The sequence below is a fragment of the Chryseobacterium sp. CG10_8 genome, assembly GCF_058117085.1.
The window spans coordinates 1-16,014 of record NZ_JBYVEB010000074.1 but is presented as its reverse complement, the minus strand read 5'-3'; the positions used below and the strand labels follow the sequence as shown (position 1 = coordinate 16,014).

At 35.8% G+C, this 16,014-nt stretch carries 15 protein-coding genes; 6 read left to right on the top strand and 9 right to left on the bottom strand.

All coding sequences use genetic code 11. The annotated features are described in order from the left end of the window. Positions 1-139: 139 nt before the first annotated feature. From AC4AGG_RS11735 to gldB, 4 genes are all read right to left on the bottom strand, one after another. Positions 140-3,835, bottom strand: coding sequence for a phosphoribosylformylglycinamidine synthase (locus AC4AGG_RS11735; protein WP_489772194.1), 3,696 nt, complete (start codon positions 3,833-3,835; stop codon positions 140-142). Between the two features lie 132 nt (positions 3,836-3,967). After that, complete coding sequence (locus AC4AGG_RS11730) at positions 3,968-5,113, bottom strand: cystathionine gamma-synthase (RefSeq protein ID WP_489772193.1); 1,146 nt, start codon at positions 5,111-5,113, stop codon at positions 3,968-3,970. A 101-nt stretch (positions 5,114-5,214) separates the two neighbouring features. Continuing rightward, a complete protein-coding gene (gene gldC, locus AC4AGG_RS11725) occupies positions 5,215-5,541 on the bottom strand; it encodes a gliding motility protein GldC (RefSeq protein WP_489772192.1) in 327 nt (108 codons plus the stop codon). A 23-nt stretch (positions 5,542-5,564) separates the two neighbouring features. After that, positions 5,565-6,536 carry a gliding motility lipoprotein GldB gene (gldB, locus tag AC4AGG_RS11720; protein ID WP_489772191.1) on the bottom strand — a complete coding sequence of 324 codons (972 nt, stop codon included), beginning with the start codon at positions 6,534-6,536 and terminating at the stop codon, positions 5,565-5,567. 45 nt (positions 6,537-6,581) lie between these two features. Between gldB and AC4AGG_RS11715 the strand changes: the two genes are divergently transcribed. The 6 genes from AC4AGG_RS11715 to AC4AGG_RS11690 all read left to right on the top strand — a co-directional run bounded on the left by AC4AGG_RS11715 (position 6,582) and on the right by AC4AGG_RS11690 (position 10,033). Next, complete coding sequence (locus AC4AGG_RS11715) at positions 6,582-7,121, top strand: GNAT family N-acetyltransferase (RefSeq protein ID WP_489772190.1); 540 nt, start codon at positions 6,582-6,584, stop codon at positions 7,119-7,121. Between the two features lie 89 nt (positions 7,122-7,210). Continuing rightward, on the top strand, positions 7,211-8,002 hold the full coding sequence (gene nadE, locus AC4AGG_RS11710; RefSeq protein ID WP_489772189.1) for an NAD(+) synthase: 792 nt from the start codon (positions 7,211-7,213) through the stop codon (positions 8,000-8,002). 76 nt (positions 8,003-8,078) lie between these two features. Next, positions 8,079-8,606 carry a ribonuclease domain-containing protein gene (locus AC4AGG_RS11705; RefSeq protein ID WP_489772188.1) on the top strand — a complete coding sequence of 176 codons (528 nt, stop codon included), beginning with the start codon at positions 8,079-8,081 and terminating at the stop codon, positions 8,604-8,606. Between the two features lie 26 nt (positions 8,607-8,632). After that, on the top strand, positions 8,633-9,232 hold the full coding sequence (locus AC4AGG_RS11700) for a matrixin family metalloprotease (RefSeq protein ID WP_489772187.1): 600 nt from the start codon (positions 8,633-8,635) through the stop codon (positions 9,230-9,232). Between the two features lie 109 nt (positions 9,233-9,341). Then, complete coding sequence (locus AC4AGG_RS11695; protein WP_489772186.1) at positions 9,342-9,632, top strand: barstar family protein; 291 nt, start codon at positions 9,342-9,344, stop codon at positions 9,630-9,632. An 83-nt stretch (positions 9,633-9,715) separates the two neighbouring features. Then, positions 9,716-10,033 (top strand): HPF/RaiA family ribosome-associated protein, encoded by a 318-nt coding sequence (locus tag AC4AGG_RS11690; RefSeq protein ID WP_489772185.1) that lies wholly within the window; start codon positions 9,716-9,718, stop codon positions 10,031-10,033. Positions 10,034-10,107: 74 nt separating this feature from the next. Here the strand turns inward: AC4AGG_RS11690 and pafA are convergent, their stop codons facing one another. The 5 genes from pafA to panD form a co-directional block, all read right to left on the bottom strand. Then, positions 10,108-11,757: an alkaline phosphatase PafA gene (gene pafA, locus AC4AGG_RS11685; RefSeq protein WP_489772184.1), complete on the bottom strand. Its 1,650-nt coding sequence runs from the start codon at positions 11,755-11,757 to the stop codon at positions 10,108-10,110. Between the two features lie 197 nt (positions 11,758-11,954). Continuing rightward, a complete protein-coding gene (locus tag AC4AGG_RS11680) occupies positions 11,955-13,223 on the bottom strand; it encodes a TlpA family protein disulfide reductase (RefSeq protein ID WP_489772183.1) in 1,269 nt (422 codons plus the stop codon). A 108-nt stretch (positions 13,224-13,331) separates the two neighbouring features. After that, a complete protein-coding gene (locus AC4AGG_RS11675; RefSeq protein WP_489772182.1) occupies positions 13,332-14,258 on the bottom strand; it encodes a malate dehydrogenase in 927 nt (308 codons plus the stop codon). Between the two features lie 94 nt (positions 14,259-14,352). Beyond that, positions 14,353-15,444 (bottom strand): lysylphosphatidylglycerol synthase transmembrane domain-containing protein, encoded by a 1,092-nt coding sequence (locus AC4AGG_RS11670; RefSeq protein ID WP_489772181.1) that lies wholly within the window; start codon positions 15,442-15,444, stop codon positions 14,353-14,355. Positions 15,445-15,467: 23 nt separating this feature from the next. Further along, the gene (panD, locus tag AC4AGG_RS11665; protein ID WP_489772180.1) at positions 15,468-15,818 is read right to left on the bottom strand and encodes an aspartate 1-decarboxylase; all 351 of its coding nucleotides are present in this window, start codon (positions 15,816-15,818) and stop codon (positions 15,468-15,470) included. Between the last annotated feature and the right edge of the window lie 196 nt (positions 15,819-16,014).

The window sequence follows — 16,014 nt, the reverse complement described above, 5'->3', positions numbered from 1 at the left end:
ATAATTATTTAAAATACTCTACTCCTTTCCTGAGAATATTTTAATAATTAGTAGTCGAAATAACTGAAATAAAATTCCCACAGATTACACTAATTCTTCTTTTTGAGTAAAAAAATCTGTGGAATCTGCGGGAAAATAATTATTTAAAATACTCTACTCCATTCTTGAAAATATTGTGATAATTCGCAGTAGGAATATTTTTGAATAAACCTTCTGCAAATCGTTCAGGATGTCCCATTCTACCAAATATTTTTCCACTTTCAGAAGTAATTCCTTCGATACCGAACAATGAATTATTTGGATTAAATGGCATTCCGTGAGCAATATTCCCATTTAAGTCGATGTATTGCGTTGCAATCTGTCCTTTTTTATACAAATCCAAAAGAACCTCATCTGAAGCCATAAATCGACCTTCTCCATGCGAAATCGGGATGGTATAAACGTTGCCTTTCATACCTTTCAACCAAGGCGAATCGTCATTAATAACTTTTACGTCCACCATTTGCGAAATATGTCTTCCAATCGCATTATGCGCTAAAGTTGGAGATGTTGCATCCAAATCTCTGATTTCACCGTAAGGTAACAATCCTGATTTAACCAGCGCTTGGAAACCATTACAAATACCTAAAATCATTCCGTCTCGTGAAAGCAAACCATGAACAGCGTCTTTCATTTTTTGATTTTTAAGAACATTCACAATGAATTTTGCAGAGCCATCGGGTTCGTCTCCTGCTGAAAACCCTCCAGAAAACACCAAAATTTGCGACTGCTCAATTTCTTTTACCCAAGCATCAATACTTTCTTCTAACAGATTGTGATACAAATTAATTAAAGGCAAAGAACTGACTAAAGCACCTTCTTTTCTGAACGCATTTTGGGTTTCATATTCACAATTGGTTCCAGGGAAAATCGGCGCAAATACTTTTGGACTTCCTATTTTATGAGAAATAATATTGATGGATTTCTTTTCAGTTCCATTCAAACTTTCATCGAAATTAATTTCAATTTTTTCTTTTTCAGAAGTTGGGAAAAGACCTTCAAAAGTTTTATTAAAAATAGATTCGAGGCTCGAGATACGAGTTTCGAGTTGGTTTATTTTTAAAATTTTAGAATCATTAACCGTTCCGATTTTTTGAAGTAAAGGATGATTAATTTCTTCTGTCGTCTCAATAATTAAACTTCCAATATTTTTATTTAAAGTTGAGCTCTCATTTACAGAAACTTCAGCTCCGAATTGGTTACCCAAACTCATTTTAGCCAAAGCTACCGCAACTCCACCATCTTTAATGGTCTTCACTGAAACGATTGTTTTAGATTTTATATTTTCAAAAACGAACTCGAAAACAGATTTCAAATCTTCATAACTTGGCAATCCATTTTCCTGAGAAACGTGGTTGAAATGATAAATAAAATTCCCCGCTTTTTTGAATTCTGGCGAAATGATATTCGATTTTTCTCCGTTGGCGCAAGCGAAGGAAATTAATGTCGGCGGAACATTCAAATCTTGATACGTTCCACTCATCGAATCTTTTCCACCAATCGCCGCTAATCCTAAATTCATTTGCGCATCATAAGCTCCCAAAAGCGAAGCCAAAGGTTTGCCCCATTTTTCAGAATTTTGACCTAATTTTTCAAAATATTCTTGGAAACTTAACCTAATATTACGATAATCACCTCCCATTGCTACAATCTTGGCAACACTTTCTACCACTGCTAAACTTGCTCCAATCATGGAATTTTGTTTGGAAATTTCAGCATCGAATCCCCAACTCGCTAACGAAACAGTTTCTACATTTTCAGCGTGAAGAATTGGCAAAGCTTGTACACTTCCTTCGGTCTCCGTCATTTGATATTTCCCTCCAAAAGGCAAAGCAACCGTCGTCGCACCTACCGTAGAATCAAACATTTCCACCAAACCTTTTTGCGAAGCCACGTTCTTTTCACTTAAAATTTTAAAGAAATTATCTTCTGTAAACTCTACACTCTCTTGGCTAACATTCTGCAAATGAGAAATCGTCACATCCTGAGATTTTGCGCAACCGCTCGTATCCAAAAATGCACGACTAAGGTCCACAATTTTGTTGCCGTTCCAGAACATCTGCATTCTACCGCTATCGGTTACTTTAGCGATTTCAACGGCTTTTATATTTTCTGCTTCACAGAATTTGATGAACTTATCTTTGTCCTTCGCTTCAATCACAACTGCCATTCTCTCCTGAGATTCGGAAATTGCAAGTTCGGTTCCATTAAGACCTTCGTATTTTAGAGGTAGAATATCCAAATTAATTTCCAAAGATTCGGCAATTTCGCCAATCGCCACAGAAACTCCTCCTGCTCCGAAATCGTTTGATTTTTTAATTAAAGTCGTCACCTCAGGATTTCTGAACAAACGCTGAATTTCTCGTTCTTCAACCGCATTTCCTTTCTGAACTTCAGTCGATAAAGTATGAATAGACGTTTCATCCTGCTCCTTGGAACTTCCAGTTGCACCACCAACACCATCTCGTCCTGTCGCTCCACCCAAAATAATCACGATATCGCCTTTCTCAGGCTTCTCTCGTCTTACCCAAGTTTTCGGAACAGCTCCTGCAACAAAACCAACTTCCATTCTTTTCGCTTTGTAACCATCGTCATAAATTTCAGAAACGTGAGTGGTTGCCAAACCGATTTGGTTTCCATAAGAAGAATAACCGTTCGCCGCTTGCTTTGTAATCGTCCTTTGAGGTAATTTCCCCGGCAAAGTTTCAGAAATCGGTTCTAAAACGTCCGCCGCACCAGTTAAACGCATCGCTTGAAAAACAAACGCACGTCCTGATAAAGGGTCTCTAATTGCACCTCCTAAACAAGTGGAAGCACCACCAAAAGGTTCAATTTCGGTTGGGTGATTGTGTGTTTCGTTTTTAAATAACAGATACCAAGGTTCTTTTTTGCCATCGAATTCAGCTTCAATTTCTATGGTACAAGCATTGATTTCGTCGGAAACAACTAAGTTTTCAAGGTTGCCTGTTTTATGGAAATATCGAGCGCAAACCGTAGCCAAATCCATCAAAGAAATGGGTTTAGCTTCTCTTCCGAGGAATTTTCTTTTTTCTAAATAATCATTAAAAATTTGGTCTAAAGTCTCTTTAAACTGACCCTCAAATTGAATATCTGTTAGTTCAGTTTCGAAAGTCGTGTGACGACAATGGTCACTCCAATATGTATCCAAAACTTTCAATTCGGTTTCGGTTGGATTTCTTTCTTCAGACTGAAAATACTGTTGAATAAAATGCAAATCGTCCAAACCAAAAGCAAATCCGTGCTCTTTGTAGAACGTTTCTAACTCTACGTCATTCCAAGAAATGAAGCTATCATAAATTTTAATCGGGTCTGGTGTTTCCTCCGCAGGAATCTCCAAAATATCTAAATTTTTCTCCTGAGATTCTACCTTATTGATAAGTAAATCCTTGATTTTTGATAAATCACTTTCCGCAACACCCTCCAATTCAATTAATTTACCACTTCTTACAGTCGCATTTTCGGAATCGGTTAACAATCGGATACATTGCTCCGCAGAATCTGCTCTTTGGTCGTACTGACCCGGAAGAAATTCGGTTGCGAAAAATAGATTACGAACAGGATTTTCAAAGTGAAGAATATCCACCACTGGATCCACAAAAGTATTGTTAACCACCTTTTCGAAATCAGACTCATCAAGCCCGAAAATATCATAAATATTATAAATTTTTACCGACTTAATTTGCGGTAAAATACTTTTGATTTCATTAAGAACTTTTGGACTTTCAACATCGAAAATTCCTTTTTTTTCTACGAAGATTCTTTTTTTATTAGACATTAGATGTCAGATTTTAGATGTTAGATATTAGATGTTAGAAATAAAAACACGCGTTCGAACTTCTAATTTTATAATTGAATACTAATTTATAAATCATTAAAAAATGCAGCCGAGAAGACTGCATTTAAATTTTTAAAAATTAAGTGCGTTTTGAAGGTCGTTGATTAAATCTTCTGCATCCTCAATCCCAACGCTTAACCTTACCAAGTCATCAGTAATCCCAATTTCTTGACGCTTTTCTGCCGGAATCGAAGCATGAGTCATCATTGCTGGATGATTAGCCAAAGATTCTACTCCTCCAAGACTTTCGGCAAGTGTAAATACTTTAAGGTTCTCCAAAAACCGAATAGCGTCTTCTTTCTTACCAGATTTGAAGGTAAAAGAAACCATTCCCCCGCTTCCGTTCATCTGCTTTGTAGCCAAATCATAATGCGGATGAGATTTCAAACCTGGATAAAAAATCTTATCTACCTTAGGATGAGATTCCAAAAATTCAGCAATCTTTTGACCGTTATCCGAATGTCTCTGCATTCTCAAAGCCAATGTTTTGATTCCTCTCAAAACCAAATACGAATCGTGTGGACCTAATATTCCACCACTTGCAAACTGAATAAAATGTAATTGCTCACCCAATTCAGGAGTTTTTGCAATCAACGCTCCAGCAACCAAATCGGAGTGACCTCCTAGATATTTCGTTGCGGAATGCATTACGATATCCGCACCCAAATCCAAAGGTCTCTGGATATAAGGTGTTGCAAAGGTGTTGTCTACCGCTACTAAAATTCCTTTTCCTTTTACCAAATCACAAACTGCTTTGATATCTACCAATTTCATCAATGGATTAGTCGGCGTTTCTAACCAAATCAATTTGGTTCTATCAGTAATGACTTCCGAAATTTTGGAAACATCGTCAAAACTAACGAAAGTAAATTTCAGGTTATATTTTTCGTACAATCGAGTGAACATTCTGTACGTCCCACCATACAAATCATCTACTGCAATGACTTCGTCTCCGGGATTCAAAAGCTTTAGAACCGCATCAATTGCAGCTAAGCCAGAGCCAAAAGCCAATCCTCTTGCTCCATTTTCGATACTTGCTAAAGAATCTTCTAATGCTTGTCTTGTTGGGTTAGAACCACGGGAATACTCGTATCCAGCCTTGAGAACTCCTGGACTTTTTTGCGCATATGTTGAAGTGAGATATACAGGAACATTAACCGATCCTGTATATGGATCATGTTGCTGTCCTCCGTGAATTACTTTTGTATTGAATTTCATATTTATTTCAATTAGATGATTTGAAAATTTGAGAATTTGAAAATTGTTTCTGCGCTAAATGAATTATCAAATTAGTTCATTCTCAAATTTCCAAATTAATTTTACATTTTTATAGCCGATTTTATTGCAAATTCTTCTGCAACTTCCTCAATCCATTGTGCAACATCTTCTTCTCCTGTTGCCCTATGATATGTTTGCCCTAACGAAACAAAAATCTGATGCATGAACATTTTCATTTGATCCATCGGCATATCTTTTGTCCACAAATCAATTCTCAATGCTTCTTGGGTCTTATCGTCCCAAACTGAAATCATCGTTGCTTTAGTGTCTTGTTTTTCGATGCCTCCATCTTGTGCATTCCAAGTCATTTTTTCTGGAATGTGATTTTCGTCGAGTTCTACATCAATTGTTATCTGGGTTTTTCTCATATTTTAAATTTATAATAATCCATTTAAGGTTTGTATCCTGACTGATTCATAATCTCAGTAGCGGACATTTTCAAAAATGCTGGCAAAGTAGTTTCTGGTTTCTCACTCAAAAATTTCCTACAAATCTGCCAACCAATAAATACTCCAAGTCTAGGTGAAGATTCGTTATCAATTTTAGCATAAAATTTTGAAAAAGGTCCTGGCGCAATAAAGCGATCTATCAAACGAGAATCACCGGAAAATACCAAATCATTTTCTACAAAATAATTCCAAACATAGCTTTCATTGGTCTTTGCCCAATCATACTGTTCTTTTGTGTAATGCATTTTGAGATAGTCAGGCGTATCAGGAAGAAATGCATCTTGTAAAACCATTAACTTCCCTTCATATACCATTTGATCAAGAAATTTAGCAGTACTAGCATCGTATTTAACCATATTTATTCCTATAATTTCTGAAACTTTTGGAACTATATTTTCAGGATTCATGGATTTTTGCATATACAATTCCTTTCCTTTGTAATACTTATTACCATATCCCATAAAACCGGAGATATCAATAAAAAGGAAACCTGAAGTAGGGTTGTAAATAATAGGATCATCTGCCATCTGAAGTCCAGAGGAAAAGAGATAGACTTGTGGTGCAACAAATTGAGGAAAATAATGCTTTATGTGTCCAAAAAGCGAACCCAAATCCTGACTTAACTTAATAACATCGATCTTCTTAATTGATTCTTGGTAAACTTTAACCTCTGTTGTATCTGTCCTTCTTTGCACAAAATCCTCGTCAGGAACAGACCCTTGAAACCAAGGATACTTTTGCTGAAAACTTTCAAGTGGGATTTTGGTATCGTAAAACTCTGCTGAAAGATCAGTAATCTTCACAGGAGAGAACTTCACCTCAACCGCCCACTGATTTTTGCCCTCAGTTTTTTTACAAGAAAACAATAAAAAAATGACCAATAAAGAAATAGGAATAATTCTAAAAAACTTCATTATTTTTACATCAGATTTAATAAACGCAAAAGTACAAATTTTTAGATGATTTTCACTTTAGAAACCGAAAGATTAATCTTACGAGAACTCACCCCCGAAGACGCAGAACGTCTATTTCTTTTGGACAGCAATCCTGAAGTGATGAAATACATTGGAGTCCCTCCTCTCACGCATAAAGAGGAATCAAAAGCGGTTATCGAACATATCAGAAAACAATATCAAGAAAATGGAGTTGGAAGATGGGCGGTTATTGAAAAGGAGAGTAACTTACTGATTGGATGGAATGGCTTGAAGCTCAACAAAGATAACATCAACCAGCATCAAAATTTCTACGAATTAGGATATCGGTTTCTTCCCGAAACTTGGGGAAAAGGTTACGCCACGGAATCTTCCAAAGAAGTTTTGAGATTTGGTTTCGAAGAATTGAATTTAGGCATCATTTATGCTTATGCACATTGCGAAAATCATGCTTCTAACCAAGCATTGAAAAAGTTAGGATTCCACAAGACTGGCGAATTTATGGAAGATGACGGGCTTTGCTATTGGTATGAGTTGGAGAGGAATGAATGGAGAATTGAAAGTTGAAAGTGGAGAATTGAAGATGACAATTGATCCAAAAACTCAAAACCAGAAACTAGAAACTACAAACAAAAAAAAACGATAAATACAAAACTATGCAAACAGAAAAAACAATCAATCATATTGTAAATTGGTTAAAAGATTACGCAACAAAAGCAGGTGTTAAAGGATATGTTATTGGTGTATCAGGTGGTGTTGACTCAGGTGTTGTTTCCACACTTTGTGCGATGACAGGTCTTAAAACTTTGGTTTTGGAAATGCCAATCAGACAACAAAAAGATCAAGTGAGCAGAGCTCAAGAGCAGATTGACTTTTTGAAAAACAAATTCGAAAATGTGGATGGATTTACCGTTGACCTTAACGAACCGTTTGAATCTCTACAAAAAATTTTCGATGTTAAAGACGATCAATTCCCGAACGAAAAATTAGCTTTTGCTAATACCAGAAGTCGTTTGAGAATGCTGACATTATATTATTATGGTCAGATTAACGGATTATTGGTCTGTGGAACAGGCAATAAAGTTGAAGATTTCGGAATAGGTTTTTACACCAAATATGGTGATGGAGGAGTTGACGTTTCGCCAATTGCTGACCTTTACAAGACCGAAGTTTATGAAATCGCAAGATCTCTTGACCTTCCTGAATCGATTAAAAATGCAATCCCAACCGATGGACTTTGGGATGTTGACAGAACGGACGAGCAACAAATAGGCGCCACTTATCCTGAATTAGAAAAAATCCAAAAAGAATGGGGAACCAAAACTGAAGAGGATTACAGCGGTAGAGATTTGGAAGTTTACAAGATTTTTAGCAAAATGAACAAGGCAGCTCAACATAAGATTAATCCAATTCCAGTTTGTGATATTCCGGAAGAATGGAGAGATTAATTTAAAAATCAAAAAATGTAATAATGTAACAATAATTGGTAAACTGATAAATTGTTACATTGGTAAATTAAGATCTATGAACAACAAAACAAAGTTTTTTCTTTTCTTCATCATCGGTGCTTTATCATCATTTCTGATCACGTATCTTTTCAATAATTATAGAATTGAAAAGAAAAACAATACAGAAACTTATCAAAGTTCAGAAAGTGGTAACAACCAACAAAATCGCGATACTTCAGGCAATGTTAGTAGAGCATCTTCTTCTGAAACTTCTGGAAATATCGACGAATTAACGGAAGAAAACAAAGTCATTGACTATGTAAAAGCCAACCACCAACTTCCAGATTACTACATCACAAAAGGTGAAGCCAAAAGCCAAGGTTGGGTTGCTTCAGAAGGAAATTTGTGTGATGTTTTACCAGGAAGAGCCATTGGTGGAGACAAATTCAGTAATCGAGAAGGCAGTCTTCCGAAAGGTGAAAAATATTTTGAAGCTGATGTTAACTACAATTGCGGGAACCGAAACGCTGACCGAATTGTATTTAACAAAATTGGAGAAGTATGGCTTACACACGACCATTACAGAAGTTTTGAAAAGCAATAAAATCAGCAATATTTTTCTTTGACTCAATGCGCAACTACTTTCCTATTCTATTTCTCATTCTGTTTTTTTCCTGCTCTGAGAGCTCGAAACAAGGAATTTTAGAATCTGAAAAGAAAGTAATCTTGATTCAACCTTTTTCGGATATACCAACCGAGGATGTCGAATTTGTTACTTCTGAAATCAAAAAAATTTATCCAGAAGTCGAAGTTTTGAAAGCGCAAAATTTTCCTGAAAACGCCTACTACAAACCTCGAAATCGCTATCGTGCTGATTCAATCATCAAACACCTCAACGCAAAAACAAAAGAAGGCTTCGTGACACTTGGTCTCACCACAAAAGATATCAGCGCAACCAAAGGAGCTGTAGCTGATTTCGGAATTATGGGTTTGGGATATCGACCAGGAAACGCTTGTGTTGCTTCGTCCTTTCGTTTGGATAAAAAAAATAAAGGAGAGCAATTCTTCAAAGTTGCCATTCATGAGTTGGGTCATACTCAAGGATTGAAACATTGCCCAGAAAAAACCTGCTTCATGAGAGATGCAGAAGGCAAAAATCCCACTAACGAAGAGGTCGATTTTTGTGAAAAGTGCAAAAAAGAACTCAGAAAGAAAAACTGGAAAATCTAAACAAAAGAAGCAAGATAAATGTAAAAACAATCAAGTTTTCGAGAGTTAAACATTATTTGATTGAAAAAATTAAAATTCAAAACCAGAAACTCTAACACAACCAACAACTATGAATACCATCTATATTGACTTCGCAAACATTGGCGACTACGAAGATTTCTACGAACAATTGAAACAAAAACTCACACTTCCTGATGACTTTGGAGACAACCTCGATGCACTCTTTGATAGTATCACTGGCTATGTTGAACTTCCTCTGCACATCGAGTTTGTCAATATGAGTGTTAATCAGTTGGAGAATTTCGAAGACCTTCTCACCACTTTGGAAGACGCCGAAGACGAAACCGAAGGATTTTCATTCACCTATTATTTAGAACAATACGAAGATAATGAAGAATAAAATGAACATTTTATTCAAAAATCCGATAGAGATTAACTAAATTTTATTAAATTTAACTACAAATTTTTTATAAAATTAATGTTATGGAAATCATCATCAATACAGACCATGTAATTGAAGGTACACAGGGATTTGGAGCTTATTACAGCGAAGAGTTAGAAAAATCAATGAAAAGATTTGACAATTATGTCACCCGATTCGAAGTCTATTTTTCTGACGAAAACGGAAAAGAAAAGCAAACAGAAAATGATAAGATGTGCGTCATCGAAGCTCGTCTCAGAGGAAAAAATCCAGAGCGCGTTTCGGAACATGCAGCTGATAGCAAGAAAGCATTTGACGGTGCAGTCAAAAAAATGAAAGTGGTATTGGAAAAAGCGGTTGATAAAATGCAGGCACATTAATAGCCAGCAAGACATATAACTAAAAAAGCAACGCTCGAATGACTTCGAGCGTTTTTTTATGCTTATTTTAGTTATTAATTCTCTAAGACTTCCTTAATTGGATTTCCGATATTTCCTGACGGAAATTGTATATGTAACATTGCTGCAAGGGTCGGTGAAATATCAGTCATATGATAAGCCTCACTACTCGAGCCCGCAGAAACGCCCCAACCCATAAATATCAATGGTATATGTGAGTCATAAGAATTCCAAACACTGTGTGTTGTCCCTGTTTTAGAATAAGAAGGCAACATAGAATCATGTGAAATTAATTGGATATCTCCGCTTCTTTGCCTATTGATTCCGTTGATAATTCTTTCTTTGATAAGAGCAGGCATCGTTTCCTCTTCAACTTCTCTTGTCGACACTGCATACAAAACCGACTTGTCTTTTTCTAATTCGCCAATCGTAAAATCACGAACTGTTTCCAAAGCTAAATTATTATCAGCCAAAACTTTTCTATCAAAATAAACTTGGTAATTATCAATCGTACTGATAATCTTATCCGCGCCGAATTTTTGTTTCAAAGCTTGATTCAGAATTTTTTCTGCATCAACACCAAAAAATCCAGTTGCCATCTTATGCTCCTCCATAAAACCAACAGAATGTGCACAACCATGGTCAGCCGAAATAAATAAAGTGTACTGATTCTTCCCTACTTTGGAATCCAAAAATTTGAAAAACTCCGCCAAGTCCTTATCTAATCTAAGATACACATCTTCCACCTCAATAGAATTAGGTCCAAATTTGTGTCCTGCGTAATCAGTCGAAGCTAAATTGATAGCAAGAAAGTCCGTCACCTCATCTCCACCTAAGTTTTCACCTTCCAAAGAAGCTTCTGCTAATTTCAAAGTTAAAGTATTCCCAAATGGAGTATATCTAATATTGTCTGGTCTCGCTTTGTAGTCCGCAGCCAAATTATTATACGGAAAAGTAGGTGTTTTTGCACTTCCTAATAATCCCTCCCAAGCAGAATTATCTGGAGAACTTTCTGTATACTCATTAATTGGAAGCATGGTATTCCAGCCATTGGCAACCAATTGATCAGGAAGATTCTGACTATTGAAGTCCTTCATCCATTGTGGTAGGTCATTCATGTAATAAGTACTGGTCACAAAATTGCCGGTTGAATCATCAAACCAATAAGCGCCAGTTGGATTATGTCCCGCTGGTAGAATAGATGCTCTATCTTTAAGAGAAACACCAACAACTTTCGATTTGAAATTAGTTGCTAATCGTAGTTCGTCAGTAATCGTAGTTGACCAAAGATTTTTTGGAGAATGACTTCCCACTTTGCCATTTGTTGTCCCAACAGGTTTTACACTTTCGTCGGTCGTACAATAGACACTTTTTCCTGTATCCTTATCAAACCAATCATTTCCTGCAATCCCATGTATCGCTGGAACCGAACCTGTGTATATACAAGTATGTCCCAAAGCCGTAACTGTCGGTACATAATTAATATGGACATTATCCAACGAGTAACCTTTCTTTAATAATCTTTTGAAACCATCATTTCCATATTTACTATAATATCGATAAAGATAATCCCATCTCATTTGGTCGATAACAATACCTACTACTAATTTTGGTCGCTCTATATTAGCTGATTTATTCTTCTGTGCTTGAAGCGTTATGCTTGACAATGCAACAAGACCAAGAATGCTAAGTTTTCTGAACATCATACTTGATATAATCTATTGGTGAGTTTTGCAAAATTACTAAATACCGAGCGGTTAGCTTTTATAATTTTGAAATTTAATTGAATTTCAAACTTCAATGGCAACGAATCACGCGACATTCACCACCATCAGACCATGCCTGAACAGAAGGTCTTTCCATTACAAAAACAATTGAAATTTAAATAAAGTACTTAAAATTTTTATCTAAACAACTTCCCGAATTCTTCTTGATGGAAGCTCTTAAGAACTACTTCCCCAGAACGATTAAGGAGAATAAAATTAGGATTCGAGAACAAGTCAAGTTCTTGCTGATACTTAGAATCATTGTTTTTACTTTTCACATTCAGCCAGTTTTGCATATGGTAGTCTTCAACAAATTTCTTCCAATGTACATCATTGGCAACATTGTGAAAAGCAACGACCTTAACATCTTTAGTGAAGACATTATTTTTAAAATAATTCTGAATTTCCGGCATTTTCTCTTGACAATGCGTACAATCTGGATCGTAGAAAATCACAAATGTATAATCATGTTGAGGATACAAAGAAGCCAAATTAATATCCGTACCATCAATATCCGTCATTGGTATATCAGAAATCTTTGAGCCAATCGGAAGTTTTTCATTTTGCTGCATTTTTCTAACAATCGTTTCGTACAATTTTTTATCAGCCTCCATGCACTCAGTCGTGTTAAGATAGGTATTGAAAACGTAGTTATAAGTGTCGTAAAGACGATATTTACTAAGATATTCCAAGTTCATAAAAGTCCATTTGAGATAGAACAGATAATTTGGACTCTTACACGTCTGATTTCTTAACAAATTATCGATGCTTGCTTTATAATTCTCATTCGTAATTGGTAGAACATTGATATAATTGTATAAGGACGAATAAATATTAGGTAGTAACTTAATGCGCTTATCATTAAGGTCAATATCTTGAAAAAAATGATCTCTGAAAATCTTTGCAGCCTCATCTCCGGAAGGAACATTCAGCTCTTTCAATTCTAATTTCGCATACAAAGCTCCCGCAGATTTTGGAAACTTTTCATCAACCTCTTTCAGAAATTTCTTTCTTCCTTCTCTATCAACCACATTCTGAACTTCAAGAAAAGCCTTATTCAAAGGATCAGCCGTCTTCATCGTCTTTAGAACATTATTATCAAGAGTAAAATCAACTTTCGAGTTGTTTTCGATATCAATATTGACGTAATTGCTTTTATCGGATTTTTTAAAGGTCAAACGATAAATGGCTCCTATAATCTTTTTAGGTTGAACAAAAGACACTTCCTTTTTACCAGCAATCACAGCAGAATCGATGACGACCGTCTTACTTGGAGATCCCTCATAAAAACTAAGATATAATTTTTCTTCCGTAACATTCTGAAGGTTAATTTTTATCTGAAAACCATTCTGCGAGTATAACATCTGACACATGAATACGAGTGCCACCAAAATCAATTTATTCATTTCAAAAAAATTTGAGCAAATTTAGTTTTTTGTTCCCAAACTTTTTCGAGTAACAAAAAAAACGTGCCAAAAGGCACGTTTTATATTTAGTGAGAAATAATTATTCTCTTAGAATCCTAAATCTCCGTTAACTTCTCTTACTGCATTAGCCGCTTCAGCAAATTTTGCCTTTTCAGCTTCAGTCAAAGGAACATCAACGATTTTTTCTACTCCATTTTTACCAATGATAGCAGGAACACCAAGACAAATATCGCTTTGTCCGTACTCACCGTCTAACATCAAAGAACAAGGAATCATTTTCTTTTGGTCGCAAGCGATCGCTTGTACCAAAGTAGAAACAGCAGCACCTGGAGCATACCAAGCAGAAGTTCCTAAAAGTTTAGTCAATGTTGCACCACCAACTTTAGTTTCTTCGATAACATAATTTTGTTGGTCAGCGTTCAAAAATTCAGAAACAGGAACACCATTTCTTGTAGCTTTTGACATCAAAGGAACCATACCTGTATCTGAGTGAGCTGCGATTACCATTCCATCAACATCAGAAATTGGAGCTTCCAAAGCTTCCGCTAATCTATATTTGAAACGAGCAGAATCCAAAGCACCTCCCATTCCGATAATTCTTTCTTTTGGAAGACCAGATGTTTTGTGTACTAAATAAGTCATGGTATCCATTGGATTAGAAACAACGATAATAATTACATTTGGAGAATGCTTCACCAAATTAGCAGTAACTTCTTTAACAATACCTGCATTAATACCGATTAATTCTTCACGAGTCATCCCTGGTTTTCTTGGGATACCAGAAGTAATTACAGCAATATTAGAACCAGCAGTTTTGGAGTAATCTCCAGTTGTACCAGTAATTTTAGTATCAAATCCATTCAAAGATGCAGTCTGCATCAAATCCATCGCTTTACCTTCGGCAAAACCTTCTTTAATATCTACCAAAACAACTTCTGAACAGAAGTTTTTCATAGCAATGTATTCTGCGCAACTAGCACCAACGGCACCTGCACCAACAACGGTAACTTTCATAGTAATATTTTTTTATGTTTGATTAAAAAATTGGAGTCCCAAATTTAAGAAATCCTAGCGCACCGACAAAATGAATTTTGTCAGCCTACTTTCTCTACTTCAATGTATGACTCTCTTTTGCAACCATTTGGTTTCTAGCTTTAGCCAATACAGGAATCGAAATTAATCCCATGACCAACATAATTACCAACTGCATCGTGTGAGATAGAAAAGCATAAGAAAGCCCAGCTTCTGCACCTGCTTCAGAATCTTTACCAACCGAAAGGTACAAAGCCATAATTCCAAGCTTTAATGCTAGGTGAAAAGCTCCAATTCCTCCTGATGCAGGGACAATCATCCCCAAGGTTCCCACAACAATAATGAAAAACCCATCTGCAAAAGTAAAATCCGAGGTCTCTGGAAGCGCAAAACAAACCAAATAAGCCGCCAAATAATAACAAACCCAAATGGCAATGGTCAATAATATAAACTTCCCTTTCTGTTTTAATTTAAATATCGAAAGTACACCTTCTATTATTCCTTTCATAAAATCAAAAAGCTTCTTTCTCTTAAACGCCAATAAATAGACGACTCCTGAAACTAAAAGTGATAGAACGGCAACTTTTATAATCAAATAAAACTGTGGTAAATCAGTAATACCGATACTGTAGAGAAACTTTTCAATTGTGCTAGGTTCCACTTTCTTATCAACCTTCTTTTCTTCTGTTGCAAAATTGTAAAATGATACAATAGCGTCGTATTTAAAAATCAATGTCAAACCCAAAAAAGCCAACATACATACCATATCAATTACCCTCTCTAGAATAATCGTCCCAAAAGATTGATCAACAGGCACTTTCTCTACACCATATAAGGCAGTAGACCTTGCTACTTCCCCACTTCTAGGAATGGTAAGATTCATCAGATACCCAAATGAAATCGTCCACAACGAATTAGAGTTGGAAATCTGATACCCTAAAGGCTCTAATAAAAGATTCCAACGAACAGCTCTCACCCAATATGCTAAAAGTCCAAAAAATGACGCAGCAACTATCCAAACATAATTGGCTCTTACAAACGATGCCTTGATTTTCGTAAAATCAATATCCGCCAACGCCAACCACATAAATCCACCAGCAAAAACCAAGGAAATTGCGATAGTAAGGAAAGTTTTAAGAAAATTAGATTTAGGTTTTTCGATACTCATAAGTGTGAAAATTCACTAAGAAGTTAAGTAAGAAGATTGGTATTCTCATCTGGAAAGACCATCTTTGGCTGAAAATCTTTAGCCTCTTCTGGTGTCATTTGCGCATAAGAAATGATAATGATGATATCCCCTCTTTGCACTTTACGAGCTGCAGGTCCATTAAGACAGATTTCACCAGATTTTCTTTTACCTTTGATAGTATAAGTATCGAAACGTTCTCCATTGTTAACATTAACAATATAGACACGCTCTCCTACAACCATTCCGGCTGCTTCCAACAAATCTTCATCAATAGTAATACTCCCTATATAGTTAAGGTCGGAAGAAGTCACTCTTACACGATGAATTTTCGATTTAAAAACTTCAATTAACATGCTGCAAATGTATTAAATTATATTGGTTTGATAAAAACCTTCCAAGAGCCACAAATAGACAAATATTTACAAAAAAAAGTATTAACAGTATTTACTGAAAAAGCGAAAAATTTTACTACGAAAGCAAATGTTTTTAGTATCTACAAGAAGAAACAGCACGCTCAAACGGTGAAATAAAACAAAAATCAGCATATAT